We start from the raw sequence: 18,978 nt of genomic DNA, 5'->3' as shown, positions 1-18,978 counted from the left end.
TTGCCCCCGATTGCGATGGGTCAGTCTATGCATCTTTGGCTGACACTCCCTCATCGGGGGCAAGCCCCCTCCCACATTGGACCCTACCTGTTCAGTTGATTTTGGGGTGGGCCGATACCGCCAGCCCGCAACCTCGGGTTCATCGTTTCGTCACAGCCAAGCCCCTCGCCGCAGCCTACGCCGCCTTGACGAAACCCCCACTGAAACCGCGCTGTCACCTGCCTCCAAACCGCTCAAAACCATGACCAAAACACCCGAGAATCTTTTTAAAAATCAAGCCCTTCCTCCCGAGGTTTTTTCCCTTAGCTGTCATCGGAAGCTGCGAAATTCTCTAGCCATGGCCTCACCCGCAGCCACCCCCGAGACACGGCTTGGGACCGGAGCCATGGCGTCATGCAAGAGCCATCTACCTCAAACGTACAAACACGACGAAAGGAGATTCTTCATGTTTAAGCGCACTATGATCGCGGCCTCTTTGGCAGTTGCAGCACTGGCTTCGGCCCAATCCATGGCCGCAGTGGTCGGTGGCGGGGCCACCTTGCCGGAAAAACTCTACGGCAGCACTGCCACATCGACGACGGCTACCGGCATCCTCTCTGCCAGCATTCCAGGTTTTAGCCCCTACATCGGTGTGGGCAGCGGCGACGGCAAGAAGGCGTTCTTCGGTAACGATTCGACCAAGCTGAAATTGGCCGCGGGTATTACCATTGATTATGCCGGTAGCGACTCGGTGGTGAGCGCCGCGGAACTGGCTGCTTACAACGCTGACACCGTTAAAGGCCGCGCCGCCTATGGCCCGCTGGTTCAAGTCCCGGCTGAAGCCACTTCGGTGACCGTGCCTTACCACATCGACGGTAAAACCTCGCTGCAGCTCACCAGTGCTCAGTTGGCCGATATCTTCGCCGGCAAGATCACTAACTGGAAAGACGTGCAATTCAACGGGGCTGCCGGTCCAGACCTGCAGATCAAAGTGGTCTACCGTCAGGAAACCAGCGGTACCACCGAGATTTTTACCAACCACCTCAAAGCGGTAAAACCCGCATCGGTACCGAATGTCAGCAACAGCTTCGTCACCGCCATCGGCTTTGACCCAGCCACCAGCGCTCCGGTCGGTTCAAGCTACCTCGCTGTAACCGGCAGTCAAGGTGTCGCCACTGCTATCACCAATAACAATGGTGCCATCGGTTACGTCAGCCCTGACTACGCAGCGTTCAACAGCGCCGCCGCCGTTGCCTCGGTCAATGGCTTCCTGCCGACTGAAGTGAACGTTCAAGCTTCTCTCGATACTATTGCGCCACCGGCCGTCGGTTCCACCGCCGCCGCCGACCCGTTGAACTGGGTCCCTACGTTTGCCAACCCGACTGCGGGCTACCCCATCGTCGGCTACACCAACCTGGTCTTCAGCCAGTGCTACAAAGACTCCACTGACAACATCCGCATCCAGACTTTCCTGAAACGTCACTACACCGGCGTGAATAACGCGGCTATCAGCAGCCACTCGTTCATTCCGTTGTCCACCACCTGGCAGAAAGCGGTCTACGACAACTTCGTTGCCACCACCAGCTCGCTGCGCATCGGCGACACCAACACCTGCAACGGTATCGGTCGTCCGCTGTAACACCCCGTCTCGACAGGGTTGGCCCCACAACCGGCAATGACTTCGCGTCATTGCCGGTTTTGTCGTTGTGCATCGCGACCCGCCAGTTGAACCGCGTTGTATGAACATTGTGTGACATCAGTTCGGTCGCACCCCTCGGCAACCGCCTTAAGCAATAACCACAACACGTGCCCGCGCAGTGTTCGCGCGCCCGTCGTTCGCCTGCCCCGTCAAAAGGACCTGTAAGTGATGCGTTCCCGTCTGAAGCTGCCTGCCAACCGCGCTGCCAACGTGCCTGCCACTGCCGGTCAACCGGTGTTGCGCCTTAAACCCCTGGCCCATGTGATCGCACTGCTGGTGTTTACCGGCGGTGCCCACGCGGCGCAGCCCCATGCGTTCAGTTCGGGTTGGTTTGCCGCCAAGGGCGTGACGCAGGTCGATGGCGGCGCACGCCCTGGCGCGACGTCGCCGGGAACGCCGCCGCCGTTGGCCCAGCAACAGGCGCTTGGTCAGCAGTTGCAACGCTCCTTTCAGACCCTCAACACCAGCGTCGCCGCAATTGCCGCGCAACAGGCGGCGCAGGCCGCTGCCCGCAATAACGCCAGCGCGGGGCCGGAGACGATCCATAACGGTCTGGGCGGCAACGGCTTGAATGTGGTGATCGGCGCGGATGGCAAGCCGCTGTTCGTCAACGCCGAGGGGCCGGTGCAAACCGATGCCAACGGCAAGACGCTGGTCTCGATCAAGCAAACGGCCGATAAGGCGATCCTCAATTGGGACACCTTCAACATCGGTCGCAACACCACCGTGCAGTTCCAACAGAACAGCGATTGGGCCGCGCTCAACAAGGTCAACAACAGCACGGCGCCGAGCCAGATCCAAGGGGCTCTCAAAGCTGACGGCACGGTGCTGATCCTCAACAGCAACGGCGTCGTGTTCAGCGGCAGCAGCCAGGTCAACGTGCGCAACCTGGTGGCTGCCGCCACGGGCTTCAGCGATGAGCAATTCACCGCCAAGGGGCTGTACAGTTCAAGCAACAGCGCGCCCGGATTCACCCAGGCCGCCGGCAAGGTGACGGTCGAGCGTGGCGCGCAGATCCAGACCCAGGTGCCCGCCACCTCCACTGCGGGCGGCGGTTATGTGCTGTTGCTCGGCAAAGAGGTGGAGAACGCCGGGACCATTTCCACCGCGCGAGGCCAGACCACCCTGGCGGCGGGCGACAGCTTTGTGATCAAGAAGGGCTACAGCACCGATGGCAATGTCGCGTCCACCACGCGGGGCAATGAAGTCAGCGTCACCGGCAACGGCAAGGTCAGCAACAGCGGGCTGATTCAGGCCTCTACCGGTGACATCACCCTGGCCGGCCAGCAGGTGTTGCAAAACGGCGTGTTACTTGCCAGTTCGTCGGTGGAAGCCCGGGGTACCCTGCATGTAAAGGGCACGGGCAACAACGCTAGCGTGACCCTGGGCGAGGGCAGCCTCAGCGCGATTTTGCTCGACAGCAGCAGCGCCCTCGACAGCCAGCGCGCTGGGCTGATGACGCCGTCGCTTGATCAGAACGGCAACATTGTGCCGGCCGATACCTACCGCCGTGACCAGTCCCTGGTGGAAATCACCAGCGACGGCACGGTGGATTTTCGCAGCGGTTCCGTGACCCTGGCCACTGGCGGCCAAGTCGGTATCAAGGCTGCGCAGCGCACCCTGGTGCGCGACGGCGCGGTGATCGACGTGTCCGGCGCCACCGGGGTCAAGGTGTCGATGGCGTCCAATAGCGTCAAGGTCAATATCCAAGGCAACGAGCAGCGCGATGCGGCGGTCAATCGCGACGACAAGTCCCTGAATAACAACGATGTGTGGGTGGATGTCCGCGACTTGATTTTTGTCGCGGCTGGCACCAATGGCTATGCCACCGACCGCTGGTACACCGCAGGCGGCCTTCTGGAAGTGGGCGGTTATTTGGGCACCCGTAACCACGGCATTGGCGAGTGGATGGCCCAGGGCGGTACGGTGACCTTCAGCGGTAAGGACGTGGTGACCCAACAGGGTTCGCAGATCAACTTGTCCGGCGGCACCCTCGATGTGCAGGCGGGCAAGGTCCAGCAAACCTGGCTCAAAGGGCCTGACGGGCGTTTGTATGAACTGTCCACCGCGCCGGGGGACTTGCTCTACAGCGGGATTTACAAAGGCTATGAGGACCACAGCCAGCGCTGGGGCGTGACCGAGTATTACTACAACCCCTTGATCGCCCCGCGTGAGCGTTCAGAAGGTGCCTACACCGTAGGGCGCGATGCCGGACGCCTGGTCGTCAGTACCGCCAGTGCGGTTCTGGAGGGCCAGGTTGTGGGTGACACCTATCAGGGCGAACGCCAGACCCAGGCCGCGCAAAAAGGCCTGGACGGTTATTTGCAGTCGCAAAAAGCCGTGGCCCGCGGTGCCCAATTCGTGGTCGGTAGTTACGTGCCGTATTACGTCAAGGACAGCGCCACGTTGCAGTACGCCCTGGGGGCGGATGCCAGCACCGTGAAAAACGTCGTGCTCGGGCAGCGGGCGGCGGCTATCGCCGCAGGTCTGGACTTGACCACCGCACTGCCGGCTGATCGGGTGTCCACGCTCTATCTGGACACCGATGCCTTGAACGCGACGGAGCTGGGCACGATCAAAATCGCCAGCACCGGTTCGATTCTGGTCAACGGTGCGCTGGAGGTGGCCGCAGCCGGCGACATCACCCTGTTTGCTCCGAAAATCGAGGTCAATGCCAACCTGACCGCGCATTCCGGCAGCCTGCAACTGGGTAACGTACAAACGCAGATCACCCCCGCCGGCAAAGTCGATGTGACCCTCGGTGGGCGTGGCAGCCTGACGGTGAACAACGGCGTGTCCCTGGATGCCAGCGGCCTGTGGAGCAATCAGCGGCTGGGCACCGGCGATGGCAGCCGTTTGCCCTATCTCAACGGCGGCAGCGTGGCGTTGCGCAGTAGCGGTGATATGACCCTGGCGGCAGGTAGCCAGGTCGACGTGTCATCCGGCGCAGCCCTGGATGCCAAGGGCCAGCTCACTGGCGGCAAGGGTGGTGACCTGACGCTCGCGGCCAACGCCAATAGTGGCGACAGCCGAGGCAGCCTGGCCCTCGACGGTGAGTTGCTCGGGTATGGGGTCAATGGCGGCGGGCGCCTGAGTGTGCAGGCCGGCCAGGTGCTGATCAGCGATTCGGCGGTTACCCCAGGTACCGGGACGTTGCAGCTCGGCAGTGGGTTCTTCAATAAGGGCTTTGGCGCCTATGACATTACGGGCAATGAAGGTCTGGTGGTCGCCGATGGCACCCAGCTTGCCGTGACAACCCCGGTGTACCGCCTCAATGACAACGCACAAAGCGTGGCGAGCGGTGCAGCGCCACGCACTGCGCTGGAGATCTGGACCCCGCCGCAGTATCAGGAAAACCCCACCAAGGGCCTGTTGACCCCCCGCAAAGGCGCGAGCATGAGCTTGCAAGCCGGTACGTTGTTGTCGACAGCGGCGCAGATGGCGTCGGCGCAACTGCGCATCGGCCAGGGCGCGCGGATTGAGGTTGATCCGGGTCAAGCGATCAGTCTACGCAGCATTGGCCAGTTGACCGTGGATGGCAGCCTGAATGCCTGGGGTGGCAGCATCACGCTGGGCGCCGTCAGCGTGCAACCCAACGTGGCCGATGGCGTTGAAAACCAGGGCCATGGCCGTTCGATCTGGATCGGTGAACACGCAGTACTGGACGTGGCCGGGCGGGCGTTCACCGCAGTGGACAGTCTCGGCCGGCGCTACGGTACGGTCGGCCAGGGCGGCACTATCGTGATTGGCGGGGTGATCGACCCGGCCACCGGGATCGCTTCCGCCGCCAACCTGTTTGTGGTGGTGCGCGAAGGCGCGCGCCTTGACGCTTCCGGCAGCCAGGCGGTGCTGGACCTGGACGGTGCCGGCCCGAGCGTGATCGCCAGCCGTGGCGGCAACATCTCCCTGGCATCCAACACCGGCGTGTACCTCGACGGTACGCTCAAGGCCGGCAGCGGTGGTGCCGGTGCGGCGGGTGGTTCCCTGAGCCTGGCCTTGGAAACGCCGCTGTACGCCGAATCAGCCGCGGCTCGCGTGCGGCAAGCCCGTGAATTGATTGTCAGTGCCGCCGATCCGGGCGTGCCGTTGCCCGCCGGCAGCACCCCCGAATCGGCCGCGGGCAGCCTGGTCTACGGTCATGGCCGGCTCACGGTCAGCCAGGTCGACGCCGGCGGCTTCGATAACCTGTCGCTGTTGAGCAATGGTCTGATCAGCTTCGACGGTGACGTGTCCCTGCGTCTGGGGCAGAGCCTGAGCCTGTATTCCGGGGCCATGGCGTTGACGGATGGCGCGCCCCGACAGTCCCAGGTGCTCCTGGCGGCGCCTTATGTACGCCTGGCCGGGGTTGGCAACAACAGCCAGGGCAGTGACGGCGCCGTTCGTCCGACGGTCCAGGGTGGCGTTTCCACGCAGGGTACAGCCGGGCTCTTGAGGGTTGAAGCGGCAAACGTGCTGGATGTGCGTGATAGCCTCAACTTCGGTGCCCATGCCGAGCGCTCCAAGGCGTTGGCCAACGGCATTGACCGACGCGCCTTCGATCAGGCCCAGTTGGTCAGCCTGGGGGATATGCGCTTTCTGGCCCGCAGCGCGAACAATACTAAAACCGCCTTGACCACCCAGGCCGACTTGAGCCTGACGGCGGCGCAGATTTACCCGGCTACGGGGGCCGTTGCCGAGGTCACGGCCGGCTACACGGGGCCTAACAGCGACTTTGACCCGACACGCACCTTGCGCATCGGCCGGGTCGGCAGTGAGGCCCCGGCGCAACCTTATTCAGTGTTTGGCAGCTTACTGCTGAGTGCCTCGACCATCGAACAAGGCGGCGTGTTGCGGGCGCCCATGGGCGTGCTGACCCTGGGCATGGATGGCGGCATCGTCCGTTCCACCAAAGTGATCAACCTGTTGCCTGGCAGCCTGACCTCCGTCAGCGCCGGTGGCCTGGTGCTGCCGTATGGCGGGACAGTCGACGGCGTGACCTGGCAGTACAACGGCAAACAGGTGGAGTTGCTGGGCGTCGGCGGCACCTATAACACGGGCAGTCTGGCCGTTGGTATGCAATTGGTCGGGCGCTCGCTGAATGTGCAGCAGGGCGCGGTGCTGGACCTTGCCGGTGGCGGTGAGTTGCTCGGCGCGGCGTTTGTCTCCGGGCGCGGCGGCTCCACCGATGCGCGCTACAACCCGTTGGTGCAAATCGGTGCGGACGGGCGCTTTACCTTGCCGGGGCTGGCCACCAACCCGATCTATGCGATTGTTCCCGGCGCCCAGCCGGGAGTCGCGCCCAGCGGTGGCGAGCCGGGTGCGACCCAGCCGCTGGTGGGGCAACAAATCAGTATCGGTGCCGGGGTTCCAGGCTTGCCGGCGGGGACCTACACCTTGCTGCCGTCTAGTTACGCCTTGTTGCCTGGGGCGTTTCGGGTCGAGATCAACGGCTTGGCAACGGCGTTTGCCGCAGGTTCGATGCCGAACGCTTCGGCCATGAATAACGGTTCCTGGTCAACCGAGGGCTTCCTGTCGATTGCCCACACCGGCATTCGCGACAGCCTGTCGAGCCAGGTGATCGTCACGCCGGCGGCGGTATTGCGCCGGTATTCCCAGTACAACGAAACCCGTTACGCAGACTTCGTGCGCGCTGACGCCGCGCGCCTGGGCGTCCCGCGTGCGGCCCTTGAAGCCGACGCCAAAACCCTGAAGTTGCAACTGATCGCCGGTCAAAAAGACGTGGGGTTCACCTTTGATGGCGAGGGGCGTTTTAAACCCGCGGAGGGTGGATTCGGTGCCACTGTAGCGGTGCAGGGCAACGCCATCGAGGTGATTTCTGACACTGCCCAAGCCAGTACCACACCGTCGACGGTGGCGGTACGCGCCAGCGATTTGAATGCCTTGGGGGCCGCCCGTTTGGTGGTGGGCGGCTTGACGACGGTGATGTACGGCCAGGGTGGTAATTTCGTCGGGTTCGACACAGGATCCAGCGCGAACTCGGTGATTGTGCGTCAGGGGGCGAGCTTGGCGGCGCCGGAAGTGTTCTTGATGACGGGTACGTCCTCGGGCGCCATTGAGATCGAACAAGGTGCGTCGATCAACACCCTGGGGCTCGGCAAGGCTGCCTATGACTCGGATGATGGTTTTATCTATCGACCAGGCGCTCATAGTGTCCTGGCAGTGTCCAACGGGCGCTTGCAGATGCTGGCCCCAACCGCTGGCGACAATAATAGAGGACCAGGCAGCATCCTGATCGGCCAGTGCAATCCAGGGGCTTGCAGCGGTGAAACGTCACTGTATTCCGAGGGCTCGATTGCCTTTGCCACCACCAACCGCTTTGCCTTGGGTGACGGTGTGCGCTACGGCACCCGTCATCTGGCGCTGGCGGTGGGTGGGATCAACGTCGGCAGCCCGGAGGCGTTGGCCGAGGCAGCCGCGCGCGGCGTGTTGCCGTCGGGCTTGACCCTCAATCAGCAAGTGATGGATCGTCTGTTGCGCGGCGATACCTCACGCGGCGCACCGGCCCTGAAAAGCCTGGCACTGACAGCTGGGCAATCCTTGAACTTCTATGGCAGCGCAACCCTGAGCACCCTCGACAGCTCGGGTAAGTCACTGCTGGATGAACTGTTACTGACGACTCCGGCGATCTATGGCTATGGCAACGCGGCGGATGTGGCGTTGATCCAGACCGGCACCTTGGTGTGGGGAGGCGATACCAGTGCGCCGCCGGCCGTGATCAACCAAGGCGCGGGCACTGGCAGCGGCACCCTGGAGCTGCAGGCTCGGCGCATCGAATTCGGCTATGGCCGCAACGCCCAGCCCGATGGCCTGACCGAGAATGGCCGCATGACCCTGGGCTTTGCCAATGTCCACCTCAACGCCGACGAACGCATTACGGCCAACCACAAAGGCAGCCTGGCGGTGCATCAGTCCCAGGGCGCTTATGAAGCGGGCAAGGGCTTTGCCTACAGTGGCGGCAACTTGACCATCACCGCGCCGTTGTTGACCGGTGAAGCCGGTTCGATCAACCGGATCACCGCCGGTGGCGCAGTGACCGTAGTGGCCCCGGCCAACGGTGCGGCCCCGGCGGATGCGACGGCCATCGACGCGTTGGGCGCCGAGTTATTGCTGTCCGGGCGCAGCGTGGCGGTCGATACGGCGGTGGTGTTGCCCAGCGGCAAGCTGACCCTCAGCGCCGATGAAGCGCTGACCCTGGGCGCCTCTTCGCGTCTGGACCTCAGTGGTCGCACCGTGCGGAACAACGACGTGAGCAAATACAGTTGGGGCGGTGACGTCAGCCTGGAAAGCCGCCACGGCAACATTTATCAGGCGGCAGGTGCGCTCGTCGACCTGTCAGCCCGATACAACCAAGGTGGCCTGCTCAAAGCCGTGGCGGTGGACGCCGGAGCAGGGCAGGTCGACTTGCCAGGGCAGATCCGCGCCGGTAGCAGCGGCTATTACGATGCCGGTGGCACCCTGGTACCGTACCAGGCGGGCGGGGTGGACATTCGTGCGCAGCAGATGGGGGATTTCGCCGCGTTGAACCAACGCTTGAACCAGGGACAGGTGTGGGGTTCGCGCAGCTTCCAGCTCAAGCAGGGCAACCTGGTTATCGGCGATGAACTCAAGGCCAATCAGGTCAACGTCTCGGTGGATAACGGCAGTTTGACGGTGGTGGGCACTATCGACGCCAGTGGTGAGCGGGTCGGCAGTATCCGCCTGGCCGGCAAGCAGGGTCTGACCCTCGCCGGCAGTGCGGTGCTGGATGCCCACGGTACGGCGTTGCGGGTCGACAGCTACGGCAAAATCATCGATGCGCCGAACCGGGCGATGGTTGAACTCAACAGCGGTGACGGTCAATTGACCTTGGCCGATGGCGCGCGTATCGACGTGCGCCACGGCATGGCTGCGGTCCTGGGCCGTGGCCCGGGGCAATACGACGGCCTGGCCCGTGGCACCCTGGAACTGAATGCCCCCCGGCTGAATGCCAATGATGTGGCCATCGATGCGCGCGGGCGCGTCGATATCCTTGGCGCTCGCTCCATCGCGCTGAACGCCGTCGCCCGTTACACCGATGCGCCGCCCGGCGTTGAGCCGTCGGTCAGTGGCCGGCCGTATCAGATGATCGATCAGGATTACCTGAATAAAAAACACGCGCTCAGTGAAACCTTTATCAACAATGCCTTGAACAACCTCGGGTTGACGCAAGGCAAGCTGGCGGGCTTGAACAACAGCCGCTACGCCGACGCCTTCCACCTGCGCCCAGGCGTGGAAATCGTCGCCGAAGGCGATGTGGTGGTCAGTGGCGACCTGGACCTGTCGGGCATGCGCTATGCCAGCCTCAACCGCAATACGCCGAAGACGTTGGTGTATGGTTCGGGCGAGGTCGGCAGCCTGGTGGTGCGTGCCGGTGGCAATCTGGACGTCTACGGCAGCATCAACGACGGTTTTGCCCCGCCGCCGCCCACCCCGGACGACAACGGCTGGGTGCTGACCCCCGGCCTGCAAGGGTTCGGCAGCGATGTGATAGTGCCCGGCCCTGGTGTGGTGCTGGCAGAGGGCAGTGCATTCCCCACTGGCAAGACCCTCAACTACTCGTTACCGATCCAGGCCACCACGCTGGCGCAAGGCACTGTGCTGCCGACGCAGGGCATCCTCGATGCGCCACTGACCCTGCCGGCCAATACCGTGTTGAGCGCGGCGGTGCGCGACAGCGCCGGCAACCTGCTGTATGCCGCCGGCACGTTGTTGCAACAACCTGTGGTGCTCGCTGCCGATACACGACTGGACGCCGGCACCGTATTGGCGGGCGCTGCCGCCCTGCGCGCGATGACCTGGCCGGCCGGCGTGCCGTTACCCAGCCGAGGGGTGCTGATCGGCAGTGCGACCGACGGTGTTTTGCTGGCTGTGAACCTGGCTCTCAAGGTTGGCGCGCTGATTCCTTATGGCACGGACGTCAAACTGCCGAACGGCGCGATATCGGTGCCGTTGCGCACCGTGACCGGCGCCACGGCACGCCAGAACTGGGCTGTGGCGCCGATGTTGGCCGAAGGCTCGCAGTCGTGGTCGTTGCGTCTGGTGTCCGGTGCTGATACCCAGGCGGCCGACACGCGTTCTATCCAGCCGGCCTTTGCCGGCGACCTGACCCTGGCGGACACGCACTACGGCATTTACGAGACTCACAGTAAAACCATCATCCCGGGGCAACCGGCCCGGCCAGGCGGCGCCTGGTACTGGAGTGACTTTGCCGCCGAGCTGTTCGGCGTCACGGCGGGTACTCCGGTGCCGGAGTCCGAGTGGGCTTCTTGCCCGGACTTGTGCGTGCGCGTCAACTACGTGTGGAGCGACTTAGCCGAGTTGTTTGGCTTTACTCCCGGGGCGCCGGTGTCACCCGAAAACGAAAGCACGTGCGACGCAGATCTGTGCGTTTCCTTGGGCGAACCCACTCCAGCAATCCCTGAGCAGGTGATCGTCGGTCCGGTCAAACTGGTTTCACCCGTGAGTCAGCATTTCAGTGTGCTGCGCACCGGCACCGGTGATCTGGATCTGATCGCTGCGGGCAACGTCTCAATGCAATCGCCCTACGGCGTGTACACCGCAGGGGCGTCCAGCGCGTCTCGCGCAGGTGGTGCCGCCGCCGACTTCAACCAGGCTCGCGTCACCGCTGCGGATGGGACGGTGCTGGGCAGCGCGGCCAAGGCGTATGAAGCCTTGGTCGATGAAAGCAGCGCCAGCCCTTACGCCGCCTGGTACCCCGACGGCGGCGGCAACGTGTTGCTGCGCACCGGCGGTAGCCTGACGGGCGCTGTCTGGACGCCGATGCAAGATAGGCCAATGGACAATGACGGTCGCAGCCAACTCAACAGTGCGAACCTGGGCAACTGGTTGTGGCGCCAAGGCACAGGCAGCACGGCGGGTGTCACCCCGATACCGACCAGTTGGTGGATCAACTTTGGCACTTATATAAAGGGCAAAAGCGGCACTGCCAACCGGTATTTTGACGACGCTGCACAGATAGACCAGCTGCCACGCCTGGTGGGGTTCACCGGTGTCGGCACGCTGGGGGGCGGCAATCTGACCCTGGACCTGGGCAGCGATGGTGGCATGCAGACGCGCCGTGGCTCCGTGGATGGCTTGAGAGCACCGCGCAGTGAAGGCCTGGTGTTGGCAGTGGGGAGTACCGGGCGGGTGGTGGACGGTCAATTGCTGTTGACGGGGGGCGGCGACCTGGATGTACGCATGGGAGGCGATTTGAACCCTGGGCTGGACGCTCGTGCGACCCGCAGTAATACCGCCAGCTTGCAATCAGTCGACTATAAGGCACAAACACTCAGCCTCAATGGCGTGCTGACCAACCTGCGTGGCGCCTTGAACCTGCAGGCAGGCAGTCTGGGGGGCATTGCCTTGAATTACGGCAGTATGCGTAACGATCAGGATGTCAAGGAAAGCCGAGCCTACTCGCCGTACACCGCAAGCCTGGGCACGGCCACGGGCGGGATCACCTTGATGCTGGGCGACGCCACGGCCACGCTGTCGACGCGAGGTGACCTGGTGTTGGCGGGGACCGGCGACCCTGGACGCGTCTCTACCGAAAATACCCAAGCGTTCAGTTACAACGGTAGCGCTTATGGCAATGGCACCACATGGTTCTCATTATGGACCGAACGTACCGCCATCGACTTGTTCTCCGCAGGTGGCAGTTTGACGCCTAGCGTGCAGAGCATGTCGCTGAGCGCCAATGGCCAGCTGAATCCTCTGCCCGAGCAAAACTACTCCAGTTCGGACGGGCGTTTCATCTTCCCCTCCAAGCTCGGCGTGGTAGCAGCCAATGGCAGTATTTATCTCGGCGCATCCGCGCTGGGTGCTGGCCCGCTGCCTAACAATCCCGCTTATTCGCTGTTATTGGCGCCGTCGAGCAAAGGACGATTGGCCATGTTGGCCGGGGACTCAATTTACGCCAGCGGTTATGCGGTCAACCAGTCGGGTGACAGCCAGGGTGCTATACCGACGCCGTTCGCGCCAGCCTTTGTCGGCAGGAATGGGTTCAGCCTGGTCGTCAACAACCTGGGCAGTGACGCGATACAGGACGACCTTTCCTTGTTCGCCTTCCGCAGCGCGACTGATCTTGCGCGTCCGGCTTCCCAGGCAGAGCCGGCCAGGTTTTATGCCCAGCAGGGCGACATCGTAGGGTTGCGCAGCGGTGAGATCCTGACATTCGGCAGCCCGCGTCAAGGCCAGGTCCGCTATGAGTCCGCAGGCCCGGTCTGGATGCGGGCGGGGCGCGACATTGTCAGTTCAGGTACCGATATGGGCTCGTCGACGGTGCTTCCTAAACTGTTGGGTTACAACGGCGATTACTTGGGTGAAAGCCGCGGCAACCTGTTCGTTCACAGCCGCCCTGAGGACGTGTCAGTGGTTTCCGCCGGGCGCGACATTCTCTACAGCAGCTTCAACGTCGCCGGCCCCGGCACCCTGGAAGTCAGTGCCGGGCGCAACCTGTTGATGGCCGACAAAGCATCCATCACCAGCCTGGGACCGGTGGCGGTGGGCGACTCCCGTCCGGGGGCATCCATCGTGCTGGAAGCCGGGGTCGGGCTCAACGGCCTGGATTACCTGAAGTTCGTCACGCCCTACCTGGACCGCGCTAATCAGGCGGTCGAGGGTGTCGCGCTGGCCGCGCAAGCCGGCAAGGTGGCGAAAACCTACGAGGCCGAACTGTTGCAATGGCTCAACGAGCGCTACGCCTTCAGCGGCGATGCCGAGCAGGCGCGGGCGTACTTTGCAGGCTTGGGCCCCGAGCAGCAACGCATCTTCGCCCGTTCGGTGTACTTCGCCGAAGTGCGCGAAGGTGGTCGCGAATACAACCTGGCCGCTGGCCCGCGTTCCGGTAGCTTTGTCCGCAGCCGCGCGGCCATCAACGCACTGTTGCCGAGCAAGGACGTGGCGGGTAACCCGATCGTGTACAACGGCGACATCACCCTGTACGGCGGTGCCGGGGTGCATACCCTGTTTGGCGGCAATATCCAGATGCTCAGCCCGGGCGGGCAGCAGGTGTTCGGGATTGAAGGCAACGTGCCGCCGGCCAGTGCTGGGGTCCTCACGCAGGGTGCCGGGGATATTCAATTGTATTCCCGGGGCAGCATCCTGCTAGGCCAGAGCCGGATCATGACCACCTTTGGCGGGGCGATTCTCGCCTGGTCCAACGAAGGCGACATCAACGCCGGCCGTGGCTCGAAAACCACCGTGCTGTACACACCGCCCAAGCGGCTCTATGACACCTGGGGCAACGTGACCTTGTCACCCAGTGTGCCAAGCGCCGGTGCCGGTATTGCCACCCTGGCACCGATCGCCGAAGTGCCGGCCGGTGACATCGACCTGTTGGCTCCGGCCGGCACCATCGACGCGGGCGAGGCGGGCATTCGGGTCTCGGGCAACGTCAACATCGCCGCCTTGCATGTGGTCAACGCGGCGAACATCCAGACCCAGGGCAAGTCGTCCGGGGTGCCGGTGACGGCCAGCGTCAATACCGGCGCCATGAGCTCGGCCAGCGCGGCGGGGGCGGCGGCGTCCCAGGCGGCGGAAGACGCGGCGCGCAGCCAGCAGGCGGCGGCCAAGCAGGGCAGGGCGTCGATCGTGACGGTGGAGGTGTTGAGCTTTGGCTCCGAGCCGGTGCAGCGCGAGCCGCAGGAACAGCCGAAGACCTCGGGGTACAACCCCAACAGCCCGGTGCAGGTACTGGGCGCCGGGCCGCTGAGCGAACAGGCGCGTGCGCGGTTGACGGATGAGGAGCGCAAGCAGATCACGTTGTAGGTGGAAGGACCTCTCGATGTACGTTTGGGGCAATCAGTGATTGCCCCGTTTTTTTTGCTGTTGGCGCGGCGGCCTAATAGCCGGCTGGTGGTTCATGGCTAACTCGGCTGGAAGGGTGGGAGGGGGCTTGCCCCCGATGGCGGTGGATCAGTCATGCATGTAGTGACTGACACACTGCCATCGGGGGCAAGCCCCCTCCCACATTTTGATCTCCATGGATCAGATATCTCCATGGATCAGAACCCAAAGAACCGGACATGTAGCCGATCATCCCCTCCCCAAAAAATGCCCCCCACTCAATCCAAAATGAAGCTTTCGTGACAAAAGTTCGGTAGTGCCCGGCCACGCCCGTCTTGCCTATGTAACGCGCTGGAGGCGGCCACAAGTCGTCTCCCCAGCCGTCAGCAGGACGCCAGGAGTGGGGCACATGGGAACTATGGAACGTTACTCGAAAGTCGGCATGCAGGAGCTCGATCAGCGCCTGTCGAAGATCGTCGAAGCCGCGCGCAAGAAGCCGGTTTCGGTGTACCGCTACGGCGCGCCCTGGGTGTGGATCGTTTCGCAGGACGATTGGCAGGGCGCTTTGAAGGAAGTCTCCAGCTACATCCCCGCCGGCCATTCGCTGGTGTTGTTGCGCCCGCAGATCGATGCGGTGTTCGACCGGCACCACGACCTGCTGCAGCCCGCACCCGGGATGCAGATCGCGCCGCGCACCGTGTTGCAGATCCTGCTGCTGCAATTGCTGTACTCCGTGCCCAGCGAACAGCAACTGCACGAACAGCTCAATTACAACCTGCTGTTCCGCTGGTTCGTCGGCCTCGACCTGCACCAGAAGGTGTGGGGCATCCAGGTGCTGCAGCGCGATATCGCCACCCTGTTGAGCAACCCGCGGGCGGTGCAATTGATCCAGACCGTCATCGGTGAAGTGTTTTGTGGCGCCTTGCTGCACATGCCGGAGTTCTCGTTGAACTTCGCCTTGTTGCACACCTGGCTGGCACGGCACAGCCAACTTTCGATAACCCGCAATTGAGCAGGCCAAACGCCGTGCAATCGGCGAGGGCGCAACATTTTAGATATTTAGGGGGCGGTGTGGAGCATCTGTTCAAGTCAACGCTGGCGCTGTGTTGCCTGGCGCTGGGCACCTTGGTGCAGCCGGCGCTGGCCGAAGAGGGCGATGCCCCGGCGCGCCGGGTGGACGTCAACGAGTACTTCGTGCGCGGCAATACCGTGCTCGATGCGGCAACGATCGAAGAGGCGGTGTACCCGTTTCTCGGCCCGCAAAAGACCCTGAACGATATCGAAGGCGCCCGCGACGCGCTGCAGAAGATCTACCAGGCGCGTGGCTACCAATCGGTGTTTGTGGAGCTGCCGGAGCAGAAGGTCGATGACGGCATCGTCTACCTGCAAGTCAGCGAAACCAAGGTCGGCCGCGTGCGGGTGGTGGGGGCCAAGCATTACTCGCCGGTGGAAATCCGCGAGGAAGTACCGGCGCTCAAGGAAGGCGCCGTGCCGGATTTCGCCAGCGTGCAAACCCAGCTGGCCGGGCTCAACCGCAGTGCCGGGCGCCAGGTCACGCCGCTGGTCCGCGAGGGGCAGCGCCCCGGCACGATGGACGTCGACTTGCAGGTGGAAGACCAGAATCCGTGGCACGCGAGTATTGGCCTGAACAACGACTACAGCGCCGACACCGAGAAGCTGCGCTCGGTCGCGACCCTGGGCTACGACAACCTCTGGCAACTGGGCCACAGCATCTCGCTGACGTATTTCACCGCGCCCCAGGACAGCTCGAATGCCAAGGTCTGGTCGGGTTCCTACAGCGCGCCGTTGGATGAACGCTGGACCTTGCAGTTTTCCGGTTATCAGTCCGACAGCAACATCGCCACTATCGGCGGCAGCAACGTGTTGGGCAAGGGCCATTCCTACGGGGTGTCGGCGATCTACAACCTGCCGCTGGACGGGAACTGGGCCAACTCGTTCTCCTTCGGCATCGACTTCAAGGACTTCGACGAACAGCTGAAATTCGGCGCCAGCAGCGACCAGGTGCCGCTCAAGTATGCCCCGTTCACCTTTGGCTACAACGGCTACCGCTACAGCGAAAAATCCCAGCTGGGCCTGGGGTTGAACCTGGTGGTGGGCACCCGGGCGTTCTTCGGCTACGGCAGCGATGCCGAAGAATTCCGTGCCAAGCGCTGGGACTCCAGCCCGAGTTTCGCCGTGCTCAAGGGCGATGCCAATTACACCTACACCTTCGCCAACGACTGGCAGTCGGCGTCCAAGGCCGGCTTCCAGCTGGCCTCGGGACCGCTGGTGTCCAACGAGCAGTATTCCGCTGGCGGCGCCACCTCGGTGCGCGGTTACCTGGCGGCCGAGCGCACGGGGGATGAGGGGTTGCTGCTCTCCCAGGAGTTGCGCACACCGTCTTTGGCCAAGTTCCTCGGCAGTTATGTGCAGGAGTGGCGCTTCTACGCGTTCGCCGAAGGCGCGCGCCTGCGTCTGCACGACCCGCTGCCCGAGCAGGAAGACGAATACAGCCTGGCCAGTGTCGGCCTTGGCACCCGCGCCAGTTTGAGCAAATGGTTGTCCGGCAGCCTGGATTGGGGCTACCCGCTGCTCGACGGACCAAACACCCAGAAACAGGACTCGCGACTGCACTTCAGTGTGCAGGCGACCTTCTGACCCTTTTCCCCGGAGATTCTTCCCATGCAACGCCTATTCCTGAGCCTGTTGATCTGCCTGGGCTTCGCGCTCCCGGCCACCGCCCATGCCTGGTGGCAGGACGATTGGCACTACCGCAAACAGATCAGCGTGGACACCACCGCCCAAGGCGCCGCGATCAACCAGGCCCTGGGCCGCACCGCGCTGCTGGTGCGCCTGCACACCGGCAACTTCACCTTTGACGGGGTCAAGGATGACGGCAGCGACCTGCGCTTTGTCGGTGCCGATGACAAGACCGTGTTCAACCACCAGATCGAAAGCTTCGACCCGCTGATGGGCATGGCGCTGATCTGGGTCGATGTGCCCAAGGTCGAAGGCGCTCAGCGCCAGGACCTGTGGATGTACTACGGTAACCAGAAGGCCCCGGCCACCGCCAACGGCCAGCTGACCTTCGACCCGAATTACACCGCGCTGTATCACTTTGACGGGGCCAGCGGCACACCGCCACGGGACACCACGGCCTACGCCAACACCGCGCTGAATGCCACCGGCAGCAGCATCGACGGCGTGGTCGGGCGGGCCTTGCAGTTCAGTGGCCAGCCCTTGCTGTTGCCGGCCAGCCCGTCGCTGCAACATGCCGCCGGTGGCGCCTTCACATTCAGCGCCTGGCTGCGCCTGGACCAGACCAGCGGCGAGCAGATCGTCCTCGCCCGGCGTGAGGCTCCGCATAGCCTGTTGCTCGGGTTGAACCAAGGCATGCCGTTCGTGGAAGTCGACGGCCAGCGCGCCGTCTCGACCCAGCCATTGAACCCTGGTCAATGGCAGCACCTGGCGTTCACCGCCGAGGGTGAAAAAGTCACGCTGTATGTCAACGGCCGCGAAACCGCGAGCCTGGCGGTGGCGATGCCGGCGTTCAATACACAACTGGCGATCGGCGCCGATCTGCCGGAAGCAGCCGGCCCGCACTTGCCGTTTGCCGGGGCGATGGATGAGCTGCGCCTGTCCAAGGTGGCCCGCCCGGCGACCGTGTTGCTGGCCGATGCGAGTGCCCAGGGCGCCGAGTCGAAACTGGTCGCTTACGGCGTGGATGAAGAACAGTCGGGCTTCGGTTTCGGCAGCCTGGGCTTTCTGCTCAACGCGGTGCCGGTGGATGCCTGGGTGATCATCCTGGTGCTGGTGGCGATGATGTTCCAGTCGTGGGTCATCATGATTCGCAAGAACCGCATGGTCAGCCGTGTGAGCAGTGCCAACGAGGCGTTTCGCGAGCAGTTCGCGCAGATCGGCACCCGCCTGGAAATGTTCTACGACGACAGCGTACTCGCCGAACGCCTGAGCCATTCTTCGCTGTGGCGCCTGTACTGCGTGGCGGTCAAGGAGATCCGCACCCGCCGCGCCCAGGGCGCCGACACCTCATCGGTGTCGGCGGCCACCATCGAAGCCATCCGTTGCTCCATGGACGGCGTGCGTACCCGCGAAAACCAGGCACTCAGTTCCAAACTGTCGACGCTGTCCAACGCCATCGCCGGCGGCCCGTACATCGGCCTGCTGGGTACGGTGCTGGGCATCATGGTGGTGTTCCTCGGCACGGCCATGGCCGGCGACGTGAATATCAATGCGATCGCCCCGGGCATGGCGGCGGCCTTGCTGGCCACGGCCATGGGCCTGTTCGTCGCGATCCCCGCGCTGTTCGGCTACAACCGTCTGATCACGCGCAACAAGGAAGTCAGCGCCGACATGCGCGTGTTCGTTGACGAGTTCATCACACGCCTGGCGGAGATGCACGGCGAGAGCCAGTTCAGTGACGCGGCGCACCGCGTGCCGCACCACGCGCCGGTTTCGGCCTGAGGAGAATCGCC

The 18,978-nt window shown here is 63.6% G+C and carries 5 protein-coding genes; all 5 read left to right on the top strand.

Features of this window, described 5'->3' with window-relative positions; translation table 11 throughout:
- The first annotated feature begins 445 nt into the window (after positions 1-445).
- The 5 genes from INT12_RS23640 (at position 446) to INT12_RS23620 (ending at position 18,967) form a co-directional block, all read left to right on the top strand.
- Positions 446-1,618 (top strand): substrate-binding domain-containing protein, encoded by a 1,173-nt coding sequence (locus INT12_RS23640; RefSeq protein WP_046489233.1) that lies wholly within the window; start codon positions 446-448, stop codon positions 1,616-1,618.
- Between the two features lie 228 nt (positions 1,619-1,846).
- A complete protein-coding gene (locus INT12_RS23635; RefSeq protein WP_193059043.1) occupies positions 1,847-14,467 on the top strand; it encodes a filamentous haemagglutinin family protein in 12,621 nt (4,206 codons plus the stop codon).
- A gap of 436 nt (positions 14,468-14,903) precedes the next feature.
- A complete protein-coding gene (locus INT12_RS23630; RefSeq protein WP_046489232.1) occupies positions 14,904-15,497 on the top strand; it encodes a transposase in 594 nt (197 codons plus the stop codon).
- A gap of 59 nt (positions 15,498-15,556) precedes the next feature.
- A complete protein-coding gene (locus tag INT12_RS23625; RefSeq protein ID WP_104902986.1) occupies positions 15,557-17,143 on the top strand; it encodes a ShlB/FhaC/HecB family hemolysin secretion/activation protein in 1,587 nt (528 codons plus the stop codon).
- 24 nt (positions 17,144-17,167) lie between these two features.
- Entirely contained in the window at positions 17,168-18,967 is a 1,800-nt protein-coding gene (locus INT12_RS23620) for a DUF2341 domain-containing protein (protein WP_193059042.1), read from the top strand.
- The last annotated feature ends 11 nt before the right edge of the window (positions 18,968-18,978 follow it).

This window comes from Pseudomonas sp. K8 (assembly GCF_014889455.1).
GTDB lineage: Bacteria > Pseudomonadota > Gammaproteobacteria > Pseudomonadales > Pseudomonadaceae > Aquipseudomonas > Aquipseudomonas veronii.
Note: the sequence above shows the minus strand (reverse complement) of the source record. Positions and strands in the feature narration are given on the sequence as shown.

Excerpts from the sequence above, each read along its gene's own strand:
- INT12_RS23640 (WP_046489233.1), top strand. The coding sequence starts at position 446 with ATGTTTAAGCGCACTATGATCGCGGCCTCTTTGGCAGTTGCAGCACTG.
- INT12_RS23635 (WP_193059043.1), top strand. The coding sequence starts at position 1,847 with ATGCGTTCCCGTCTGAAGCTGCCTGCCAACCGCGCTGCCAACGTGCCT.
- INT12_RS23630 (WP_046489232.1), top strand. The coding sequence starts at position 14,904 with ATGGAACGTTACTCGAAAGTCGGCATGCAGGAGCTCGATCAGCGCCTG.
- INT12_RS23620 (WP_193059042.1), top strand. The coding sequence starts at position 17,168 with ATGCAACGCCTATTCCTGAGCCTGTTGATCTGCCTGGGCTTCGCGCTC.